This is a genomic window from Bacillus sp. NEAU-Y102 (assembly GCF_054788175.1).
Genome location: NZ_JBTWFK010000009.1, coordinates 190,334 through 212,500 on the forward strand (window position 1 = coordinate 190,334; position 22,167 = coordinate 212,500).

24 protein-coding genes are annotated in these 22,167 nt (G+C 35.8%); 15 read left to right on the forward strand and 9 right to left on the reverse strand.

Features of this window, described 5'->3' with window-relative positions; genetic code table 11:
- Positions 1-2: 2 nt before the first annotated feature.
- Positions 3-908 (reverse strand): TIGR01777 family oxidoreductase, encoded by a 906-nt coding sequence (locus ACYFX0_RS22610; RefSeq protein WP_000684386.1) that lies wholly within the window; start codon positions 906-908, stop codon positions 3-5.
- Between the two features lie 81 nt (positions 909-989).
- Between ACYFX0_RS22610 and recX the strand changes: the two genes are divergently transcribed.
- Positions 990-1,802: a recombination regulator RecX gene (recX, locus tag ACYFX0_RS22615; protein ID WP_000268512.1), complete on the forward strand. Its 813-nt coding sequence runs from the start codon at positions 990-992 to the stop codon at positions 1,800-1,802.
- 13 nt (positions 1,803-1,815) lie between these two features.
- A complete protein-coding gene (locus tag ACYFX0_RS22620; RefSeq protein WP_001057028.1) occupies positions 1,816-2,133 on the forward strand; it encodes a YfhH family protein in 318 nt (105 codons plus the stop codon).
- A gap of 64 nt (positions 2,134-2,197) precedes the next feature.
- Here the strand turns inward: ACYFX0_RS22620 and ACYFX0_RS22625 are convergent, their stop codons facing one another.
- Together ACYFX0_RS22625 and ACYFX0_RS22630 are read right to left on the reverse strand one after the other, a co-directional pair.
- A complete protein-coding gene (locus tag ACYFX0_RS22625) occupies positions 2,198-2,350 on the reverse strand; it encodes a YpzG family protein (protein ID WP_000122093.1) in 153 nt (50 codons plus the stop codon).
- A gap of 46 nt (positions 2,351-2,396) precedes the next feature.
- Entirely contained in the window at positions 2,397-2,555 is a 159-nt protein-coding gene (locus tag ACYFX0_RS22630) for a small, acid-soluble spore protein K (protein ID WP_000517891.1), read from the reverse strand.
- Positions 2,556-2,677: 122 nt separating this feature from the next.
- On the opposite strand from ACYFX0_RS22630, the gene ACYFX0_RS22635 reads away from it, so the two are divergent.
- A complete protein-coding gene (locus tag ACYFX0_RS22635; protein WP_000998159.1) occupies positions 2,678-2,944 on the forward strand; it encodes a YfhJ family protein in 267 nt (88 codons plus the stop codon).
- A gap of 24 nt (positions 2,945-2,968) precedes the next feature.
- Here ACYFX0_RS22635 and ACYFX0_RS22640 read toward each other — a convergent pair whose 3' ends face one another.
- Entirely contained in the window at positions 2,969-3,949 is a 981-nt protein-coding gene (locus tag ACYFX0_RS22640; RefSeq protein ID WP_000379114.1) for a metal-dependent hydrolase, read from the reverse strand.
- 149 nt (positions 3,950-4,098) lie between these two features.
- On the opposite strand from ACYFX0_RS22640, the gene mutY reads away from it, so the two are divergent.
- Positions 4,099-5,196 (forward strand): A/G-specific adenine glycosylase, encoded by a 1,098-nt coding sequence (gene mutY / locus ACYFX0_RS22645; RefSeq protein WP_000171380.1) that lies wholly within the window; start codon positions 4,099-4,101, stop codon positions 5,194-5,196.
- Positions 5,197-5,230: 34 nt separating this feature from the next.
- Here the strand turns inward: mutY and ACYFX0_RS22650 are convergent, their stop codons facing one another.
- On the reverse strand, positions 5,231-5,455 hold the full coding sequence (locus ACYFX0_RS22650) for a hypothetical protein (RefSeq protein WP_000275441.1): 225 nt from the start codon (positions 5,453-5,455) through the stop codon (positions 5,231-5,233).
- A gap of 125 nt (positions 5,456-5,580) precedes the next feature.
- Between ACYFX0_RS22650 and ACYFX0_RS22655 the strand changes: the two genes are divergently transcribed.
- The 4 genes from ACYFX0_RS22655 to ACYFX0_RS22670 all read left to right on the forward strand — a co-directional run bounded on the left by ACYFX0_RS22655 (position 5,581) and on the right by ACYFX0_RS22670 (position 9,041).
- Positions 5,581-5,862, forward strand: coding sequence for a gamma-type small acid-soluble spore protein (locus tag ACYFX0_RS22655; protein ID WP_000039034.1), 282 nt, complete (start codon positions 5,581-5,583; stop codon positions 5,860-5,862).
- Positions 5,863-6,049: 187 nt separating this feature from the next.
- Positions 6,050-6,310 (forward strand): YgaB family protein, encoded by a 261-nt coding sequence (locus ACYFX0_RS22660; RefSeq protein WP_000997574.1) that lies wholly within the window; start codon positions 6,050-6,052, stop codon positions 6,308-6,310.
- Between the two features lie 385 nt (positions 6,311-6,695).
- Positions 6,696-7,226 carry a nucleoside tri-diphosphate phosphatase gene (gene ntdP, locus ACYFX0_RS22665; RefSeq protein WP_000506625.1) on the forward strand — a complete coding sequence of 177 codons (531 nt, stop codon included), beginning with the start codon at positions 6,696-6,698 and terminating at the stop codon, positions 7,224-7,226.
- Positions 7,227-7,280: 54 nt separating this feature from the next.
- Positions 7,281-9,041 (forward strand): ABC transporter ATP-binding protein, encoded by a 1,761-nt coding sequence (locus ACYFX0_RS22670; protein ID WP_001161591.1) that lies wholly within the window; start codon positions 7,281-7,283, stop codon positions 9,039-9,041.
- 14 nt (positions 9,042-9,055) lie between these two features.
- Here the strand turns inward: ACYFX0_RS22670 and ACYFX0_RS22675 are convergent, their stop codons facing one another.
- From ACYFX0_RS22675 to hemL, 3 genes are all read right to left on the reverse strand, one after another.
- The gene (locus ACYFX0_RS22675; RefSeq protein ID WP_000765787.1) at positions 9,056-10,144 is read right to left on the reverse strand and encodes an aromatic acid exporter family protein; all 1,089 of its coding nucleotides are present in this window, start codon (positions 10,142-10,144) and stop codon (positions 9,056-9,058) included.
- 356 nt (positions 10,145-10,500) lie between these two features.
- Entirely contained in the window at positions 10,501-14,937 is a 4,437-nt protein-coding gene (locus tag ACYFX0_RS22680; RefSeq protein WP_086397580.1) for a glutamate synthase-related protein, read from the reverse strand.
- Between the two features lie 198 nt (positions 14,938-15,135).
- Positions 15,136-16,440 (reverse strand): glutamate-1-semialdehyde-2,1-aminomutase, encoded by a 1,305-nt coding sequence (hemL, locus tag ACYFX0_RS22685; RefSeq protein ID WP_000260533.1) that lies wholly within the window; start codon positions 16,438-16,440, stop codon positions 15,136-15,138.
- A 121-nt stretch (positions 16,441-16,561) separates the two neighbouring features.
- Between hemL and ACYFX0_RS22690 the strand changes: the two genes are divergently transcribed.
- From ACYFX0_RS22690 to ACYFX0_RS22720, 7 genes are all read left to right on the forward strand, one after another.
- On the forward strand, positions 16,562-17,575 hold the full coding sequence (locus tag ACYFX0_RS22690; protein ID WP_000843649.1) for an ABC transporter ATP-binding protein: 1,014 nt from the start codon (positions 16,562-16,564) through the stop codon (positions 17,573-17,575).
- Positions 17,568-18,359, forward strand: a complete 792-nt coding sequence (locus ACYFX0_RS22695) for an ABC transporter permease (protein ID WP_000521515.1) — start codon at positions 17,568-17,570, stop codon at positions 18,357-18,359. Before ACYFX0_RS22690 ends, ACYFX0_RS22695 begins: the two co-directional genes overlap by 8 nt.
- Before the next feature lie 4 nt (positions 18,360-18,363).
- Positions 18,364-19,149 carry an ABC transporter permease gene (locus ACYFX0_RS22700; RefSeq protein ID WP_000639350.1) on the forward strand — a complete coding sequence of 262 codons (786 nt, stop codon included), beginning with the start codon at positions 18,364-18,366 and terminating at the stop codon, positions 19,147-19,149.
- Between the two features lie 72 nt (positions 19,150-19,221).
- Positions 19,222-19,626, forward strand: a complete 405-nt coding sequence (locus ACYFX0_RS22705) for a potassium channel family protein (protein WP_000964360.1) — start codon at positions 19,222-19,224, stop codon at positions 19,624-19,626.
- Positions 19,627-19,670: 44 nt separating this feature from the next.
- Positions 19,671-20,126, forward strand: coding sequence for a thioredoxin-dependent thiol peroxidase (gene bcp, locus ACYFX0_RS22710; protein WP_000633711.1), 456 nt, complete (start codon positions 19,671-19,673; stop codon positions 20,124-20,126).
- 299 nt (positions 20,127-20,425) lie between these two features.
- Positions 20,426-20,854 (forward strand): peroxide-responsive transcriptional repressor PerR, encoded by a 429-nt coding sequence (perR, locus tag ACYFX0_RS22715; protein ID WP_000237831.1) that lies wholly within the window; start codon positions 20,426-20,428, stop codon positions 20,852-20,854.
- A 170-nt stretch (positions 20,855-21,024) separates the two neighbouring features.
- Complete coding sequence (locus ACYFX0_RS22720; protein ID WP_000759743.1) at positions 21,025-21,444, forward strand: GNAT family N-acetyltransferase; 420 nt, start codon at positions 21,025-21,027, stop codon at positions 21,442-21,444.
- A gap of 106 nt (positions 21,445-21,550) precedes the next feature.
- Here ACYFX0_RS22720 and ACYFX0_RS22725 read toward each other — a convergent pair whose 3' ends face one another.
- Positions 21,551-21,907, reverse strand: coding sequence for a YgzB family protein (locus tag ACYFX0_RS22725; protein ID WP_000025067.1), 357 nt, complete (start codon positions 21,905-21,907; stop codon positions 21,551-21,553).
- Positions 21,908-22,167 lie beyond the last annotated feature (260 nt).

The following is a 22,167-nucleotide window of genomic DNA, read 5'->3' on the forward strand; positions in this document are numbered from 1 at the left end:
TACTACATTGTATGCGAAAGTATATTTTGTAATGCATGGTCTATTGCCGGAAATGTGTATTGGTATCCATGTTTAATTGCTTTACTAGGTAATACATGTTGCCCTTCTAGTACAAGTATGCTCATCTCACCTAATAAGGCGTGAAGCATAAATGAAGGGACAGGCAGCCAATGTGGTTTTCTCGTTGCGGCAGCGATGGTTTTTCCAAATTCCTTCATTCTTATAGGTGTTGGTGCTGTCATATTAAGAGGGCCATCAATTTCTTTTTTGTGTATGATGAAATCCATCATACGAACGACATCGTCTATATGAATCCATGATAACCATTGCTTCCCAGAACCAATGGTGCCGCCGATATAGAATTGATAGGGAAGTAACATCTTTGGCAAGGCTCCGCCATCTGCACCTAATACAACGCCAAATCTTGTGTAAATTGTTCTTATTCCGAGAGAACATGCTTTAGCTGCTTCTTGCTCCCATAAAAATACTGTTTCTGCTAAAAAATCATTTCCGGGAGTTTCTTGTTGCTCAGTAAAAGACTCTATTTCAGATGTTCCGTAGTATCCAATAGCACTTGCATTAATAAATGTATGTGGTTTTGTTTCCATTACTTGTAGTTGTTGAATAAGTCCTTTTGTTGTTTGAATTCTACTGTTTAATATTGTTTCTTTTTGTTTTTTTGTCCATCTACTATTGATAGATTCTCCAGCTAGATTAATGACTACATCGATAGAGGAGAGTGGAAAGGTAGATAAATCTGGTGTCCAGTGTACGTATTGAAGGTTATGGTTTGAGGTTCTAGTAGTTTTCTTTCGAGTAAGAATGTAGACCATATATCCTTTTTGAATAAAAAAAGTAGAGAGGTATTTACCAATAAAACCAGTGCCACCAGAAATTGCGATTTTCATAATCATTTCCTCCTCATTATATATATTCTTGAAAAGAAAAAATGTTCCTCGACTATGTTAAAATAATAGGGAGGTGAGAGTATGGCTGTCATTACAAAAATAGAAGTACAAAAGCGATCGAAAGAACGATTTAATATTTATATTGATAAAGGCCAAGGTGAAGAGTACGGGTTTAGTGTGGATCAAGTAATCTTAATGAAACATGGATTACAAAAAGGCTTAGAAATTGATGAAATAGAGTTAGGAAATATTTTGTACAATGAAGAGGTACAAAAAGCATATTTACAAGCAATCTCCTATTTATCCTATCAAATGAGAACAAAACAAGAAATAGAAGATTTTTTACGAAAAAAAGAAGTGGGACAGGCCATCATCTCTGAAGTCGTTTCGAAATTATTACATGACCGATATATTAATGATAAAGAGTACGCGGTTTTATATACGCGAACGCAAAGTAATGTGAATCGAAAAGGTCCAACTGTTATTAAAAGAGAGTTGTTAAATAAAGGTGTTCAGGATTTAATTATTATGCATAGTTTACAAGAATATCCGAAGGAAAAGCAAATTGAGAATGCCTTGTTTCTCATAGAAAAGAAAAAAAAATCTTATCAAAAGCATTCTTTTTTACAAATGAAGCTAAAGTTGGATGAGATGCTTGTTCGAAAAGGGTATTCTAGAGAAGTAATTCAAATTTGTTTGGAAGAATTGAAAGACGAAAGAGATGACGAAAAGCAACAAGAAGCGTTACACTATCATGGGAATAAGTATTATGAGAAATATAAGAAGTATGATGGATGGACATTTGAAAACAAGATGAAACAAGCGTTATATCGAAAAGGATTCTCTATTGATGAGATAGAGATATTTTTACAAATGAAACGTGAAGAGGGATGAGGGGAATAATGAGATGAATATGCCAAAACGCTACAGTGAAATGACACCACATGAGCTTAGAGAAGAAATTGGGGATTTGAAGGAGCAAGCAATAAAGGCTGAACAGCTTGGAATTGTAAATGAGTTCGATGTATTAATGAGAAAGATGGCAATGGCTCGCGCTTATATGACTGATATAAACAAATTCCATATTGGTGAAACATATGAATTAATAGAAGAACCTGGTATATTATTTAAAATTACTTACTTCAATGGGGTATTCGCTTGGGGTTATAAACAAAATGATAATGAAGAGATTGGAATACCAATTTCCTTATTGCAAGAAAAATAAAAACCAGAGAGCAAATATCTCTCTGGTTTTCATCTTTGGTAGGCGTTAAAGGAGATAGGAGATTCTAAAATTGGCGTTTTTTACATTCGTTGGCCAATATAATGAGAGACTGGGTTTGCTGCGTCTGTCCGTTAACTTGCGCTTTCGCATGTTTCGGACGAGTCCACGTATGGTTAAATAATTCAGAACGACTATCTAAACGATCACGGTAGCTCATCTTTATCACCTCGTGTAGGAAGTTAATTTTTTAGGTTGTAACTGTATTACTCTTCCTGCTGATTTGCAGCACGCATACGTTCTTGTGGGTGCGTGTTAATTGTGCCGTTAGGTCGCTTCGAAGCGAAGCGTGATTTCGCTTTCGGCTGACCGTCGATTTTGCTGTTGTTTTTTGACTCAGACCAAAATTCGGCTTGTTTACCCATTGCGAACGCCCTCCTCATCATCAGTTGATACCTCTTTAAGAAGTATCACTTATAGAATGTGCAAAACAGAAGAAACTATCCTTTAGAAATGAAGGGATAAATAGGGAAAAGGAGATTAGAACATGAATGATATTTATGAAGCATTAACGAAAGAATTATTAGATAAGAATGACAAGCTTTCTTACGGACAAGCACGTGCGTGGGTTGAATTACTTTGGGAAGATTTTCAAACAACTTATGCAAAATCAGGGCGTTATCAAGGTGAGGAAATGACTGAGCAAGTGGTACGATCATGGATTAATAATCATGGTGTACGCCTTCATGAAATGCGTACAAATAATCCGAAGTATAGCCATTTAATTAATCAAGAAGATCATTTGAAACATTAAAAAAAGCGACTTAAGTCGCTTTTTTTAATGTGGAAGTAATTCCAGCTTTTTTCGAAGTTTTTCTTCACTAAAAATCCATCCTGTATAGGAACTAATAATATTTAAATTATGGTCGAGCTGAACAATCGCGACAAATGGATAATAATCTTTACTGCGATACCGTAAATCAATGAATCGTACTTCATAATAATGATCATGATCAAAAATATCCCAGCGATATACAGGAGAGAAAGATAGGAAGGCCGAGATGTTTTCATCTTGTTTAGCTGCTCGCATAATATCATTTTCTGGGAACGGTACCCGATCGAATTTGTCATATATCATGATGTTACCACGGTGCCATCTCGCAACGTAGTAATAATCAGCTGTAACGACTGCTAAATGATAATGATAAAACCGGTAAGAAGGAGAAATGATAATCTTTTCGACATTTTTGAAACGTTTGTGTACAACGCTTCTTATATTTCGGTGCATCATAACCCGTCCGATATAGTAAATAATCATTAATATATATGCTGCTAAGGCTGTGTATCCTTTATGAGAACCGACGAGCATGCAAGCAATTGCAAGTATATGGATAAAGAAAATTACGGTATCAAATGTATTAATCACGCCGAGTGCGACCCATTTTTTTGTGAAAGGCCGTAATGCTTGTGTACCATAGGCGTTAAAAATATCGACAAAGACGTGAAGGAAGACTGCAATAAATGACCAAAGTAGTAGATGAAGATATGGAGCGTCTGAAAAGAAGGCGAAAGAGATGCCACTTATAAGAAATGACCAAAGAATTACCGCGGGAATGGAATGAGTAACTCCGCGATGATTTCTTATATATTTAGCGTTATTACGCAATTTTAAAACTGTGTCAATGTCAGGAATGTTGGAACCAGCAATTGTAGCAAGCATAACAGCTTGTGGGCCAATATCACTTTGTGCTATGGCTGGATCTAATGTTGCTAAGCTACCTAAAGTGATACCCATAACAAGGTGAGTGGCTGTGTCCATAAAAATCCACCTCCGTTTTTTATTAATGTAACTCTTTTTATTCGATACCTCAAGTCCTTTGCCTTCAATTTCCTATGTCATCTTACTTAAATTTTTTCCTAAAATCTTTATAATAGTACTTATATGCAAAAAAATGAGGGGGATCAAGTTTGACACTTGAAATACTAAAAAAATTTAATATAGAGCAGTTTCAAAATGATTTAATTGGTTGGTTTGAAGAGGAGCAGCGCGACTTACCATGGAGAAAAAATAAAGATCCATACCGCGTTTGGGTTTCTGAGATTATGTTACAGCAAACAAGAGTAGAAGCCGTAAAACCATATTACGCAAATTTTATGGGGAAGTTTCCTACACTTGAAGCGTTAGCGAACGCAGATGATGAAGAAGTATTAAAAGCATGGGAAGGTTTAGGATATTATTCTAGAGCACGTAATTTACATGCGGCAGTAAAAGAGGTAAAAGAAGTATACGGCGGGGTTGTACCAAGTGATGTAAAGAAAATTGAAAAGTTAAAAGGAGTCGGACCATATACAAAAGGTGCTATTTTAAGTATTGCATATGGTATACCAGAGCCGGCAGTTGATGGAAATGTTATGCGTGTATTATCTCGCATTTTATCAGTATGGGATGATATTGCAAAACCGAAGACTCGAAAAGTTTTTGAAGAGATTGTGCGTGAAATTATTTCAGTAGAAAACCCATCTTATTTTAATCAGGGATTGATGGAATTAGGTGCACTGATTTGTATTCCTAAAAATCCATCGTGCTTACTTTGTCCTGTACGTGAGCATTGCAGAGGATATGCTGAAGGTGTTCAAAAAGAATTACCAGTAAAAAGTAAAGCGAAAGCTCCTAAAATGGTACCTATTGTTGCAGGAGTACTTCAAACTGAAGACGGTCGTTACGTTATTAATAAACGTCCAAGTACAGGTTTGTTAGCTAATATGTGGGAGTTTCCTAATGCTGAACTTGGAGAAGGTATTCGAAATCAGAAGGAACAGCTTATAGATTATATGAAAGAAAAATTTGAACTCGCGGTTTCTATTGATGAATATGCAATGAATGTACAACATACGTTTACACATCGTACTTGGGATATATTTGTATTTTATGGAAAGGTAACTGGCAATATTGTTGATACAGATACATTGAAATTTGTATCGAAAGAAGCATTTGAGCAATTACCTTTTTCGAAATCGCATCGTACTATTTACGAAAATTGCGTGGAGAAAATTACAATACAATAAATAAAAAAGTGTTCCCAATCTAGGGAACACTTTTTTAGTCGTAAGAAATTTTTGTCCCATGAGTCCAACTAGCTTCACCTTCTTGTAAGCCGCCTCTTGATTCAATTTCTACTACAATTTCTTTGTAAATACTTTGACCTTCTGCATTTAAATAAGGCAGAATCTGTTGTAGTGAGTGATGAAAATAAGCTAATTCATCTTCTTTCCATTCATGTTTTGAAACCATTGTTAGTTCAGTCATATCGCGTCCTATATACATATTTCCACCTCCATTTCTTATAGTTTGAATAAGTAACAAAAGATATATGCGGAAATTATTCAAAATAAAATTACGGATAGCCTCTAAGTGAATTGGTTACATTATTGGTTGTGGAGGTGAGAAAGATGAGTAAAAAACAACAAGGTTATAACAAGGCAACTTCTGGTGCTAGCATTCAAAGTACAAATGCTAGTTATGGTACAGAGTTTGCGACTGAAACAAATGTACAAGCAGTAAAACAAGCAAACGCACAATCAGAAGCAAAGAAAGCACAAGCTTCTGGTGCACAAAGTGCAAACGCTAGCTATGGTACAGAATTTGCAACTGAAACAGACGTGCATGCTGTGAAAAAACAAAATGCTAAGTCAGCTGCAAAACAATCACAATCTTCTAGTTCAAACGAGTAATGAAAGAAAAACACTTCTCCAATTCGAGAGAAGTGTTTTCTTTGTGTGTGGATCTTTGTAATGAAAAGAAAATGAACGACATAACTTCTAATAAGTCAACAAATGTAGTCAAAGGAAAAGGAAGTTAACAATTAGAAATATGTAATTAGGAATAATAACTGATGAATAAGTCCAAAGGGGGTAAGTAATGAACGATTTTGATAAGTTGGTAGGGGAGCAATTAGAAACGATGGATGAGTTGTTAAAGTTACAAGCACATCTAGAGAAGTATCAACAAATTGAAATGAATGAAAAAGATATGTGCGATAAAAAGGAACTGCATTTTATCCGTCAGGAAATATATAGAACAGAAGTAGCGTTGAAGATGTTACATGAGAAATTTGAAGAACAAACAAATAGTGTAATCCAATCTTTTGCAACTGAAAAAATGATTTCAAATTTAGGATAAGATATATCATTGTCTCAGGTGAAAAGTCCTTCAAATAGAGAAGGGCTTTTTTTATTACATGTCCTCGTTTATCCCGCTATTTGCCGGGCAGTAAGACCCCCACCTCAAAATTCAGCGAAAGCAAAGAAGTTAGGTGGGGGGCGGGCTGCCCGTAAAAGCCCGATTGGTGAGGGCTGATTAAAGTTTCACTTTATAAATAATACAATACAATCCTTGTTTCCTGAGAAGATTGGGGATTATTGTATTCAACGATAAACCTCCTGCATATTCAGTGTGGAAAATAGAGTCTTATCCCTTTAGTTTTAAAATTTTGACAAAAAAGTTATAATAGAAAAAAAGTGAATGCCGTTCAAAGGGCATTTGCAGTTGAAAGAAGGGAGCATATATGGGATTTCCCAAAGAAGGAGAAAAAGTACAAATACATAGTTATAAACATAATGGCTCCATTCATAGAATGTGGGAAGAAACAACAATTTTAAAAGGGACACAGAGTCTTGTGATCGGAGCGAATGATCGTACAGTAGTTACAGAATCAGATGGTCGAACATGGATTACGCGCGAACCAGCAATTTGTTATTTTCATGCTAACTATTGGTTTAATGTGATTGGGATGCTTAGGGAGGATGGCGTATATTATTATTGCAATTTAAGCTCACCTTTTGCGTATGATTCTGAAGCATTAAAGTATATTGATTATGATTTAGATATTAAAGTGTATCCAGATATGACATATACGCTTCTAGATGAAGATGAGTATGAAAAACATAGTCAAATTATGCAGTATCCACCTGTTATAGATACAATTTTAAAACGAAATGTAGCACATTTAACACAGTGGATTCATCAAAGAAAAGGTCCATTCGCACCAGATTTCGTAGATATGTGGTATGAACGATATTTAATGTACAGAAATTAAAACAAACCTGCAGGGAATTTCCCGGCAGGTTTGTCCTATTAGAGGGGGGATTATGTGCAGGGCATAAAAAGATATTTACAATTTGTTAAACCATATCGATGGCTTATTGCTATTACAATTATTATTGGACTAGTTAAGTTCGGTATTCCACTTATTATGCCGTGGTTATTAAAGTATATTATCGATGATGTAATTCAAGGGGCGGGTTCACTTCAAGATAAAACATCTCAATTAATAACAGCGATTGGAATTGCTTTTTTTATTTTTGCGGTATTAAGACCACCGATTGAATATTATCGTCAATATTTCGCGCAACGTATCGCAAATACAATACTGTATGATTTGCGGAAGCATATTTTCGGTCACTTACAAAAGTTAAGCTTACGTTATTATTCGAATACGAAAACAGGGGAGATTATTTCACGGGTCATCCATGATGTAGAACAAACGAAAGATTTTGTAATTACAGGTTTGATGAACGTCTGGTTAGATACTGCAACAATTGCTATCGCTATCATTGTTATGTTTTCTATGAATATAAAATTAACATTTGTTGCGTTATTGATTTTACCTATTTATGTAATAGCAGTGAAATATTTTTTCGGACGTCTTCGGAAATTGACGAAAGAGCGTTCACAAGCGTTAGCGACGATGCAAGGGTATTTGCATGAACGTATTCAAGGAATGCAAGTGACACGTAGCTTTGCGTTAGAAGAGTATGAGGGGAAGCAGTTTGAAAAAAGAAATAATGAATTTTTAACGAAAGCATTAAACCATACAAGTTGGACGGCGAGAACATTTTCGGCAGTAAATACGTTAACCGATTTAGGTCCGTTACTTGTGATTGGTTTTGCAGCATATGAAGTAATTCAGGGGCAGTTAACGCTAGGGACGATGGTAGCCTTTGTTGGATATATGGATAGTTTATATAGTCCGCTTCGCCGCCTTGTTAATTCATCTACAACATTGACACAATCTTTTGCATCGATGGATCGTGTGTTTGAACTGTTAGATGAAAAATACGATATTGTTAATGTGCCAAATGCGATACAAACGGAAAAATTAAATGGAGAAATTGTATTTGATAATGTTTCTTTTCGTTATAATGCAGATGAAAAAGAGATATTGCACAACTTGTCATTAACTATGCAGTCTGGAGAGAAAGTAGCGCTTGTAGGAGCGAGTGGAGGAGGGAAGTCATCTCTTGCTAGTTTGATCCCGCGTTTCTATGATGTTTCTGAAGGCACGGTTTATGTAGATGGCATAGATGTAAGGAAGTATAATATGAGAAATTTACGTAGTAATATTGGAATTGTACTGCAAGATAATTTATTGTTTAGCGATACAATTGAAGCTAATATTTTATATGGAAATCCGAAAGCTACAGAGAAAGAAGTGATTGCAGCTGCCAAAGCTGCGCAAATTCATGATTTTATTATAGATTTACCAGATGGTTATAATACTGTCGTTGGAGAACGTGGTGTGAAGCTATCGGGTGGGCAAAGGCAACGCGTGGCAATTGCACGCGTATTTCTAAAGAATCCGTCGGTACTTATATTGGATGAAGCAACTTCGGCTTTAGATTTAGAAAATGAAAGGTATATTCAAGAGGCGCTTCAGACGTTAGCTGCTGACCGGACAACGATTATAATTGCACATCGATTAGCGACAATTACGCATGTTGATACGATCATTTACATTGAAGACGGTCAGATTAAAGAAACCGGTTCTCATGAAGAGTTAATGCGAAAAAGAGGATTTTATTATAATTTATATCAACTTCAACATATAACAGAAACAGCTCCTTTAGCATAAAAGGAGCTGCTTTTTTATTCGTCTTCTTTTTTATCATCGATTTGGAGTTCTTTTTCTGGTTTATGGTATGTGTAGAAGCTATCTACAAGTAAATCTAAATGCTCTACTTCTTCACTATAGTTAATGATGGAAGAAATAAGAGGGAAGAGATGTAACCATGTTTTATATGCTTCTTCATCGTCCTTGTTTTGATATTCCATAAAGATATCAATTAATTCTTGTTTACCTGTTTCAACTTCATCAAGCATTTCAACTGATTGTTGTTTTTTTGCTTTACCAATGAATTTTAATAAAACTTGTTCATGATAATGCGTTAATGAATCAAGTTCGTTTTGGATAGATTCCTGAAATTCTTCCGGCATGTAGCGTAGTTCATTTTCAGTACGGTGTAATGATTTTAACGTACTTAAAGCACGGCTTGTTGTCGCTAACATTTGTCTGAATAAAACGAGCTTACGAATTTTTGCGAACTTTACTTTTTTCGTGTAGCTTCTTTCTTCTTTATACAGCAAATAGTAATGATTTAGTTTGATCATTTTTTCTTTCATACGATCAATATCAGTTTTTAGCGTTGTAAAATCAGAAGCCTGCCTGCTATTCATTCGAATCCATTTTACAATTTCTTCTGTATTATCAACGATACGATGATAAAGTTTTGTTTCATATTTCGGCGGCATAAATACTAAATTTACAAGTGAAGCCGCAATAATACCAATCATAATTGTCGCAAATCGAAGTAAGGCAAAACTAAAGAAGTCTTCGCCTTGATACTCCATAATGGCGATAACTGTTACTAAAGCAATTGATATTGTGTTTTCTAATCGTAATTGCAGTGTAAGAGCAATTACTAATATACATGTTAATCCAATAATAAAAGGATTATGTCCAAAAGCAGTAGCAAATGCGATAGCAAATATCGCACCGATTACATTTGCTTGAATTTGTTCAAGTGCGGTTAAATAAGAACGGTATACAGACGGTTGAACAGCAAAGATAGCTGAAATTCCCGCAAATACCGGACTCGGTAATTGAAGTAAAATACAAGCAAATAAAGCTAACGTGATGGCAATACCCGTTTTTAAAATGCGAGCACCAAGTTTCATACCCTTAATAAGATCCTTTCTCTTGTCATAATGAATGTACAACATGATACTATACATTCATTACAATATGTTAGCAAGTGATATTTTAGTGACGTTAAAAGAAATTAGTATTCATTTTATCCGGCTAATTGTGAACAGTAAGTTTCCCGCCTCTAAATTCAGTAGCTGGATGCCGGTAAACGCTCAATTGCTGTAGGCTAATTAAAGTTTCACTTTATAATTTTTCCTAATTTCTTTTAAACATCAGTTTTTAGTAAAAAGACCTGCTGAATTTCAGCAGGTCTCAAATTGTTACTATAGATTACTATGAGAAGTGTACTTCGTCAATTTTTTCTTAATAATGAAAATTACTCATGTTACTCTGTTGAGATAGATGGATCTGCCTGTTCTTTTTTCGGGATAATTTCAAAAAACTGGTTCTGTATATCATCTAATAATGGGGTTAACAAAGCAACTTCCTCATATTGCTCATGCTCGTTTAGTACACGAATATAGTCTAGCAATAATTCAGTTACATCTTTCAAACCATTTTTACTAATTGATTGTAATGTAACATTTGCCCCTTTTGCAATTCTTCTTTTTAAGGCCTGTTCTGTTAAGCCTAAGTTTGAATCATGACGCAAATAAACAACACCGCCAGTCATGCCAGCGCAAATCCATGGACCAGGGTCACCTAAAACAAGCGCTCGCCCATTTGTCATATATTCAAAAGCAAAACCTTTAATATTGGAGTATGCACCTATATTTCCTTGCTCTTTTTCACGGAGTGGTTTTGTTATTCTACCTCCAATGATCATGTCTGCCCCAGAAAGGCGAATGCCAGCACGAGCATCAGCGTTCCCTTGCACGTATAGTGCCCCTTTTTGTGCCCCATATCCAAATCCTTTTCCGACAGAACCGTTATAATATACTCCGTCTTTTCCTTTTGATTTCGTTATATAAATACCACCACCAAAGGAAGTTTTACCAATGCCATCTTGTGCGCCGCCATTTACGTGTATAAATAAATTTTCACTATTGTAAGCACCTAACCCATTTCCAGGGATAGAACCATTCGTATACTTTAATGTAAGTGGTTCAAGTTGAGTAGCTTCATATAGTTTACTGCGAACGCGATAACATGATTCTAGACCGCCCATAACGCGTTGCTCTACACCAACGCCTACTAATTCTTTTGAGTCAGCGGAATGAACTGTTTTAAATTGTTTTTCTGGTACGTCTTTTGTTGTTGTAACAGATGGATGTTCTATTATTTGTAGTAAATTACATAAGTTTAATAAATTTTCGCCCCGAACTTGCTCTAATAAATCAGAACGCCCGACAATTGCTTGTAAATTTGTATACCCAAGCTGTCCTGTTAATCGTTTTAGTTCTACACCGAAAGAGGTGAATAAATTTAGCAGGCCAGCAACTGCGCTTTCTAATTCGCGTGGGACGAAGCGGCGTAATCCATGTTCTTTTGCCTGTGCTTCAGACTCAATTTGTGTCGCAATTCCAACATGGCAAGTATCTAGATGGCACCCACGGCAAGTAGTACAGCCGATTGCAATCATTGACAGTGTGCCAAATCCAATACGGTTTGCTCCGAGGAGCATGATTTTCAAGGCATCATTTACACTTCGAATACCACCATCTGCCCAAATCTCTACTTTATGTCTCATGCTCGCTTCTAATAAAGCGTTGTGAGCGGCTTTAACACCAATTTCTACAGGAAGACCTACATGTTGCAAGGCGTGAATACGTGCAGCACCTGTTCCACCATCGAATCCGCTAATGTTAATAAAATCAGCACCAGCTTTGGCGATACCGACAGCAATTGTTCCGATATTAGGAACAACAGGGACTTTCACGGCTACTTTGGCAAGTTGATTAGCTGTTTTAATTTCGGTAATCATTTGAGCTAAATCTTCAATTGAATAAATATCATGGTTGTTAGAAGGTGAAATTAAATCTGAGCCGATTGTCGCATTACGTGCTTCAGCGATTTTGGCTGTCACTTTTGAACCAGGTAAATGCCCACCTTCACCAGGCTTTGCGCCTTGACCGATTTTGATTTCAATTAAATTCGATGAGTTTAGTAGTTCGGCATTTACTCCAAATCGCCCAGATGCCACTTGTTGTCCGCGTGTATGTGGGTATTTCCCAATCATATCTTTAATTTCGCCGCCTTCACCGTTCAAGCTAATCATATTTAGCTGATCGGCCGCTTCTGCATATGCGCGAAAGGCAATTTCGTTTTGAGAACCAAATGACATAGAACTAATAATAAATGGTAAATTATAATTTTGAATGCCGATAGATACTTCTTCAGTTGGAACGACATGTTTTGTTTGTTTCGTTTGAACAAGGTGTCTGATTGCGATTGGATTATTCTCTTCTAGTTCACTTAACTTGTCACGGTAGTCATCATAAGGATTTCCTTTTGCAACATCGCCGATTGCTTTCCAAATTCGCGGGAATATATGAAATGATTTTCGCATTCTAATTTTAGGATTGTTATAATCCTCTGCTCGTATTTTTGCATCTTCAGCAAGTGATTCAAGTGAAAAAGCTAAATCATTTGAACCGAAGAAATTTGTGATTTGTAATATATTTGCAATTTCCTCATGTAACCCAATAGATGAATAGAGACGTCCGTAACCACGTAACTCATGAATTCCAATTGTTGAAATGACTTTTTCTAATCCTTTATTAAGTGCATTATACAGATTCGTAATTGGTATTTTTGTTCCATCACTTACAGTCGCGAATAATAAATATGGATTAATACTATCTGCTCCTAATCCATATAGCGTGACAATGTCATGTAAGGAGCGAAGGGCACCAGAACGTATAACGAGAGAACAATTGCGGCGTAATTTATTTTCACTTAATTCTTGATGTACTTTCGCGGTAACTAAATGTGGATCAATCCACAAGCGTTCATTTAGATGGGCTTTTGCGTCATCTAATACTAGTAGGGAAGCACCATTGTTAACAGCAGCTATCGCTTCAGAACTAATGCGGCTTAATGCACATTGCAGGGTTTCTGACGAGCTGAATGTAGCAGAGATTGTGGCAATAGAGTTATGAGTCCTAAATAACGCTGTGAGTTGTTCGTACGTAATTGTGTGTAATTCCTCTGCAATAGGTTGTGCCACGCTGCCTTCTAAAATAATTGGTGAAAGCATTTCAACTACAAATGGCCGTTTTGCGCCGCTTAATAAACTTGGACGCTCTCCAAGTACAGTACGTGTAGAGAAGTGTTCAATTTCACGGTCACGGTCAATTGCTGGGTTTGTAACAACAGCTACACTTTCTTTAATAAAGTCAGCGATATTTCGTCTATCAGTATCAAGTGCGGCAAGTGGTGAGTCATGCCCAAGTGAGCGTATTGGTTCAACACCTTTTGTTGCCATCTGTTCAAGAAGCTGAATATGTTCTCGGTCCCATCCGAAAGCGACGTATTGTTTCGTTTCAACTTGAACAAAATCACATAGCCCTTGGATTTTTTGCGTTTCAGGGATAGATAAATTTAAATGATAATTGGTAGTATCAATTCGCTTTTTAAAACGGTTATATACTTGGATTTGATATTTGTCATATTCATAAAGAACAAGTTCATCTTGTTCATTCCATTTTAATCCGACCTTTTCTCCAGGGGCGAGTGGCTTTGGTTCTGCTACATATTTAGTTGGTGATACAACTCCAGGTTCAGAAGAGAAAATATAAGAGCTTTCTGTCTCTACTTTCCATACTGGGCGTAATCCAAGGGAATCAACGCTGAAAACAGCTTCATCTTTAAAACGGGAAATGATGCCAGCTGGTCCTTGTGCAAAATGTCCCCATGCTTCACGTATATACGTATATAAATCTTGTAAAGGTGTTTCATAAAGTTTAATTTCATTAATAATTGGTGGAAATAGTATTTCCATTGCTTCAAATAAACTGTAGTCGTATTGAACAAGTAGGGTTTCTAAGGTGCGGTTTAAATCTTGAGAGTCACTGCCTCCAGCAGTAAGTGGTACATCAATCATTTCAGCTTGATCGCGTAATTTTGCGATTGTGTTAATTTCACCATTATGTCCGAGAATACTAAATGGTTGTACACGAAAAAAATTAGATAATGTATTAGTAGAGTAGCGGTTATGTCCTAATGTCATAGTTGAAGCGATAAGTGGATGTTGTAAATCATTATAGTAGGCAACAAGTGTATCACCAGCACCTAGAACTTTATATACAACATGATCACGACTTAATGAAGCAACATGAATTGCTTCGTTTTCCTCTATTTTTATTGTGACAGAAAATAATGTTTGCTCAATATTTGTAATTTCATTTTCTGCGATAAGGGCAACTTGCCAAAATAAAGGTTCTTCTTGTTTACCGAGTGGACCGAGCGCATCTGAGTTTGTTACATCATCACTTTCGAAAATGATAGTAAAGTTTTTGTTGTTTAATTGCGTACGAATATAATCTTTTAAGGCAGTAATGTTTTCTTTTTTATTTAGAAAAAAATGTCCAACGATAAAGTGGGGATGATCCACAATCGTTGGATTATATCCACTACTTTTTAGTTTTTCATTCCAAAGCGTTTTTGGTACATCAATGTGAATGCCGATGCCATCGCCCTCGCCATTAATGAAACCAGCTCTATGATTCATTTTGACGAGTGATTGTATGCAAAGGTCAATGTTTTCTTTTGTAGGAATTTTTCGTTTCTCCATAACGGAAACGATTCCACACGCATCATGTTCTGCATTTTTATAATCTCGAAATAAAGACGGTGTCCATGTATTTGTTTTATTGAGCATCCGTCAATCCCCCCTCTTGTAAAAGTTAGAATAATCTTACTATTTAAGGTGTGAATCACCTTGTACACAGAGATAGTAATGATGTAAAAGAATATAAAACAGATAATTATGAATAATTATACTATTAATGTAGGATTTATGAAATAGAAAAAAGGAAAAAAGAAAGATGTGCTTTCTTTTTTCCTTTTAATGACGAGATTATTTGCTATCTGCTAAAGCAGCAAATGCTCTGCCTACAGCTTCAATTGTATATTCAATATCTTCTTTTGTATGTTCTGTCGTTAAGAACCATGCCTCGTATTTTGAAGGTGCTAAGTTAACTCCTTCTTGAAGCATTAGCTTGAAGAATTTACCGAACATTTCACCGTCTGTATCTTGTGCTGCATCGTAATCTTCAATTGTATTTGTTGTGAAGTATACAGTTAAAGCGCCTTTTAGACGGTTTAATGTAATATCGATATTATGTTTTGCAGCTTGCTCTAAAATTCCTTTTTCAAGCATGGCACCAAGTTCATCTAATTTCTCATAAAGTCCTTCTTGTTGAAGAACTTCTAGACAAGCAATACCAGATGCCATAGAAGCAGGATTTCCTGCCATTGTACCTGCTTGATATGCAGGGCCAAGCGGAGCAACTTGTTCCATAATTTCTTTCTTACCACCGTAAGCACCGATTGGAAGTCCGCCGCCAATAACTTTACCAAGAGCTGTTAAGTCTGGTGTTACGCCAAGTAAATCTTGAGCACCACCGTACATGAAGCGGAAAGCGGTAATAACTTCATCATAAATTACTAGTGCGCCAGCTTCATGAACAAGTTCATTCACTTTCTCAAGGAATCCAGGTTTTGGCTCTACAATACCGAAGTTTCCAACAATCGGTTCTACAAGAATAGCCGCTACTTCATGTCCCCATTTATCTAACGCTTCTTTTAAAGTTTCTACATTATTAAATGGAACAGTAATAACTTCTTGAGCGATACTTTGTGGTACGCCGGCTGAGTCAGGTGTTCCTAGTGTAGAAGGACCAGATCCAGCTGCTACAAGTACTAAATCAGAATGACCGTGGTAACAACCAGCAAATTTCATGATTTTTGTGCGGCCTGTGTAAGCACGAGCAACACGAATTGTCGTCATTACTGCTTCAGTACCAGAGTTTACAAAGCGTACTTTATCTAAAGCAGGCATTGCCTCTTTTAACATTTTTGCAAATTTTACTTCTAGCGCTGTTGGTGTTCCGTAAAGTACACCATTTTCAGCAGCTGTTGTAATTGCTTTTGTGATGTGCGGGTGAGCATGTCCAGTAATAATAGGACCGTATGCTGCTAAATAATCGATATATTTATTTCCGTCTACATCCCAGAAATAAGCACCTTTTCCACGTTCCATAGCAACAGGAGCGCCACCGCCAACTGCTTTAAAAGAACGAGAAGGACTATTAACGCCGCCAACGATATGTTCTAAAGCTTCTTTATGTAATGCTTCTGATTTTGTGAATTTCACTACCATTCATCTCCTTACAAAAATCTATGTATTATTCTAACATGTTTTTCGAAAAGACGTATTGTTTGTGATAGAGAAGGCAGTTGGGTAAACTATTCGTTGTGACATTTAGGAGGGGGGTCCGATTATGAAATCGGTAATTGAGGTACAAGGGTTACGTAAAGAATTTACAGCCTATTCAAGTCGTCCGGGTTTAAAGGGTGCATTTCGCGATTTATTAAATCGTAATTATAAAATAGTACCAGCAGTAAATGATGTATCTTTTACTGTAAAACAAGGTGAGATGGTTGGTTATATCGGTGAGAACGGTGCTGGTAAATCAACAACAATTAAAATGCTTACGGGGATTTTGACTCCGACATCAGGAGAGATTTTAGTAAATGGGATGAACCCACATAAGCAGAGAGAAGAATTTGTAAGAACCATTGGTGTTGTTTTCGGTCAACGTTCACAACTTTGGTGGGATATTGCTGTACAAGAATCTTTTCGTTTATTAAAAAAAGTGTACGGTGTATCAGACGCTCAGTATAAAGAGCATATGGAACACGTGATTGAAACGTTAGATATTGGTCCTTTATTAGATAAGCCAGTTCGAAAGTTATCTCTAGGTCAAAGAATGCGTTGTGAATTAGCGGCAGCATTAATTCATAACCCACCGTTATTATTTTTAGATGAACCAACAATTGGGCTAGATGTACTTGTGAAATTGAAAATACGTGAATTTTTAAAAGAAATGAATGAACGTTATAAAACAACAATTTTATTAACAACCCATGATATTACTGATATTGAAGCATTATGTGAGCGTGTTATCATGCTGGATGAAGGAAATATTATGTATGACGGTTCTTTAAATAATCTTCGTACGCAGTGGGGAGCAGAGAAGGAAATACATTTTCAGTTTATTGCACCAGTTTCCTATCAGGCTTTATCAATGGTTATGCCAGATAGTCATGTCGTTTGGTCGAAAGCGAAAGAGGAAAACGCGTGGGTTGCAAAAATACCGAATGAAGAAGTTATTATTTCAATGCTTATTTCTAAAGTAGTACAAGCCTTTCAAATTAAAGATTTAAAAATTAATGAAGTGTCTACAGAGGAAATTATTCGTAACATTTATGAAGAAGGTATTAAACATGGGTAAGTATATTGAAATGATTCGAATTCGCTTTTTAATGATGCTTGCGTATCGCACAAATTATTATAGCGGGATTTTAATTTATACGATTAATATCGGTGCGTATTATTTTTTATGGCAAGCAATTTATAGCGGAAAAGAGAACATTGAAAGTTTATCTATTTCGCAAATGACTACGTATATCGCAATTGCGTGGATGGCACGTGCCTTTTATTTTAATAATATAGATAGGGAAATTGCGATGGAGATTCAAGAAGGACGTGTAGCGGTAGAACTGATTCGTCCATATAATTATTTAGGGATGAAAGTGATGCAAGGTCTTGGGGAAGGGATATTTCGTTTTGCATTTTTTTCAATTCCAGGTATGGTTATCGTTACGTTATTATTTTCATTGCAAATTACAACGAATTTTCAAACGTGGTTATATTTCTTCTTGTCTCTAATATTTAGTTTTATTATTAATACACAAATTAATTTAATGACGGGAATGCTCACGTTCTTCCTATTTAATAATAGTGGAATTATGTATGCAAAACGCGTTGTTATTGATTTATTTTCTGGTCTATTATTACCGATTAGTTTTTATCCGTTATGGGCCCAAAAGGCAATGATGTTTTTACCGTTTCAAGCCATTAGTTATATTCCGAGTATGATTTTTTCAGAAGGTATACAAGGAAATAAATTGTATGAGGCATTATTATTCCAAGTAATTTGGGCGATTGTCCTTATTATTCCAATTGTACTTATGTGGAGAACGGCGAGAAAACGTCTAATTGTACAAGGGGGATGATGAGATGATATATATAAAACTATTTTTGCAATATGCAAGCCAATATATAAAAACAAAATTGGAGTATCGGGGCGACTTTATCGTTGGATTACTTTCTGATTTATCACTACAGGCTGTTAATTTAATCTTTATTCTCGTTGTGTTTGGGCATACACAAGCATTAAAAGGCTGGAGTAGAGAAGAAGTAATCTTTATTTATGGTTTCTTTTTAGTGCCGTTTGCCATTTTCTCAGCTTTCTTTAACATATGGGACTTTAATGATCGTTACATTATTAAAGGGGAGATGGATCGTATATTAACGAGACCGATTCATAGCTTGTTTCAAATTATATTAGAAAGAATGGAACTTGAGTCTTTAATTGGGGCCATTACAGGAATGATTGTAATGGGATATGCAGCTGTAGAGTTACAATTATCTTTTTACTGGTATGATTTCTTCTTATTTATATTGATGGTAGGAGGAGGCGCACTTGTATATGGAGGGATATTTGTTACGCTTGCGAGCCTTGGTTTTTGGTCAGATGCGAAAAGTTCAATTATGCCCCTTATGTATAACATAGGTAATTACGGGCGCTATCCTGTTAATATTTATAATCGTGTAATTCGTTTCATTTTAACGTTTGTTTTACCGTTTGCGTTTGTTGGAGTATATCCAGCAGCATACTTTTTAAGAAAAACAGAATGGAATAGTTATGCATTCGCGACGCCAATTGTTGGTGTTATCTGTTTTACGATTGCAATCACTCTTTGGAATCAAGGGGTAAAAAGGTACCGTGGTGCTGGGAATTAATTATAGAAGCTTGTTTGTTTCTAAGGGATAAATCCAATGGTCGTCTCATACATATAAAATGAGGTGGAGGACATGTTATGGGGATTTATTCTATTACTTGCAGCAATCGCTATTTTGAAAAGTGTCCAATTATTATGGAGTTCCTATTCAGATTCAACGCGTTTTTTTTCGCTGTATAATTTGGCCACATTATTTTTAATCTATACAACAGTACTGATCGCGTTTGGATTAAGTTACGTTGTATTAGAGGAAATGGGTTTCGCAGTTTTGAAAGAGGACGGAGAAAGTTTGAACGCTCATTCTTTTCAACTCGTTGAAGTTTGTTTATATTTTAGCGCAGTTACTTTATTGTCTGTTGGATATGGTGACATATCTCCGATTGGAATTGGGCGATGGATTGCAATTGCAGAAGCGCTAATTGGATATACACTCCCTTTTGCTTTTGTGATGAGGTCTGTAATAGACAATGAAAAATAAGGAAGCATTTGTTATAGTAAAGGAAAAGAGTAGGAGTGATAACTATGATTACAGTAGGAGAAATGGCACCAGAATTCACATTAGAGGGAAGTAACGGAGAAGAAGTTAGCCTAGCTGATTTCCGCGGTAAAAATGTAGTTCTCTATTTTTACCCGAAAGATATGACGCCAGGATGTACAACTGAAGCATGTGATTTTCGTGATGCGTATGGAGTATTTCAAGAGAAGGATACGGTTATTCTTGGAGTAAGTCCTGATTCAGCGAATAGACATTTGAAATTCATTGAGAAACATGAATTGCCATTTACACTTTTAGTAGATGAAGATCATAAAGTAGCAGAGTTATATGATGTTTGGAAGCTGAAAAAGAACTTTGGGAAAGAGTATATGGGAATCGAGCGTTCTACATTCCTTATTAATAAAGATGGTGAACTTGTGAAAGAGTGGCGTAAAGTGAAAGTGAAAGGACATATTGAGGATGTTCTTTCTTATATAAAATAAATCTATAGTGGAGATAAAATATGCAGAAACAAGGCAAGTGTCTATACATATTTTACTGCCTTACATAAAGTGGAAGTGTAGGGCATACCTCCTCAGATGATAGTATTCCAAGTGCGATTATGTCGCACTTTTTTCTATGTAATATATGAAGAAAAAGGGAAAGATACATAAAAACAAGCCCTGAATATAAAAATAAACCACATACTTATAGTAGAAATATTGACGATTTATAAGAAAAGGAGTACACTCTTTATAAGAATTATAAAATAATAATCCGTATAGAATCGGGGTGCATGACGGTGGTCAAAGAAGAATTAAAAGAAGCGCTAGAAATGCTGAAAAATACGGGTGTACGCATTACTCCACAGCGTCATGCTATTTTAGAGTACCTTGTGGAATCAATGACGCACCCAACAGCGGATGACATTTATAAAGCATTAGAAGGTAAGTTTCCAAATATGAGTGTTGCAACTGTCTATAATAACTTACGTGTATTTAAAGAGGTTGGACTTGTAAAGGAATTAACTTATGGAGACGCTTCAAGTAGATTTGATTATGTTACAAGTCAACATTATCATGTGATTTGTGAAAAATGTGGTAAGATTGTTGATTTTCCTTATGGAGGTTTGGAACAACTTGAAGAGGAAGCTGCAAAAACGACAGGCTTCGTTATTAATAGTCATCGCTTAGAAATTTATGGCGTTTGTCCAGAGTGTCATAAGGCGTAATATATAATAAAGAAAGAGGCTGACGGCTATACGTCAGCCTCTTTCTTTATTATATAAGGATTAGCGTGAGGTTAATCGGGATTTACAGTGCTAAGTTAGTAAGAAGGGTTAGATAAAAGTTTGTCGAATTTACTTTGTATTGGTGGAAATGAATTCTTGGAGGGGACATTTTGAAGAAATATGAGATTAAAAGTGACATTCCAACATTGGAAGAATATAAATATTTATGTGATTCTGTGGGATGGACTAATTATATGAACTTTGAGGTGGCGGAAATATCACTTCAAAATTCGATTTACTGTATAACAGTCAAGGATAATAATCAAATCATCGGCATGGGGAGAATTGTTGGTGATGGGGCTATCTATTTCTATATTCAAGATATAGTGGTTCATCCAGAGTATCAAAAGAATGGTATTGGAAAGAAAATAATGAATACTTTAGTAGAATACTTAAATCAGAATGCTCCAGATAAAGCATTCATTGGTTTGTTTGCGTCGCAAGGTAAAACGTCATTCTACGAAAAATATGATTTTAAAGATTATTCGCCTAACATGACAGGGATGTTTACTGTTATTTCGAAAAAATAGGTGTAATAAATTTAATAAAACAATTAAAAAGTTGATTTCTTAAGAAATCAACTTTTTAATGAGTTGAAACGTTTGTAGTGTTGCAAACTCGTATTTCCCTTGATACTTATGATTTATAACTCTTCTTATTATACTTTTCATCAAATTCTTTTCCTTCTAGATCTCGATCTAGTGTTAAAGGTTGATTGCAGTGCATACATGCATCGACACGGCCGAGCATTTTTGTTGGCTTATCACAGCTTGGACAAATAATTTGGATAGTCTTAGTAGATAACATACCAATCCAAAAGTAAACGACAGTGCTAGCGATAACAGCTAAAAAGCCAACCATCATAAACGTTGTCATAACAATAATGTTTTCGCGGAAAAAGACACCTAAGTATGCAATGAAGAGGCCGATAAATACTAAACTTAATGCAAAGGTCCGGATTTTATTGATTTTGTTTGAATACTTAATGCTCATTCTCACCACACTCCTATAATAATAATATAACATAAAATTTAGAATTTTCACTCTCGTGTAAATTGATAAAGGGATAAGATATGAAATGGATAGGAGGGGAGCCATGAAGAATGAATGGGTGCTATAATGATTTTTACAGCGATTTTTAAGTTTTTAACGGGATGTGAAATTTTTTTGTAAAAAGTATTGACCCTGTATATACTGCATGATATATTAATAACCGTCGCTGATGCGGAAACGCAGAAAACGACAAAAAAGAA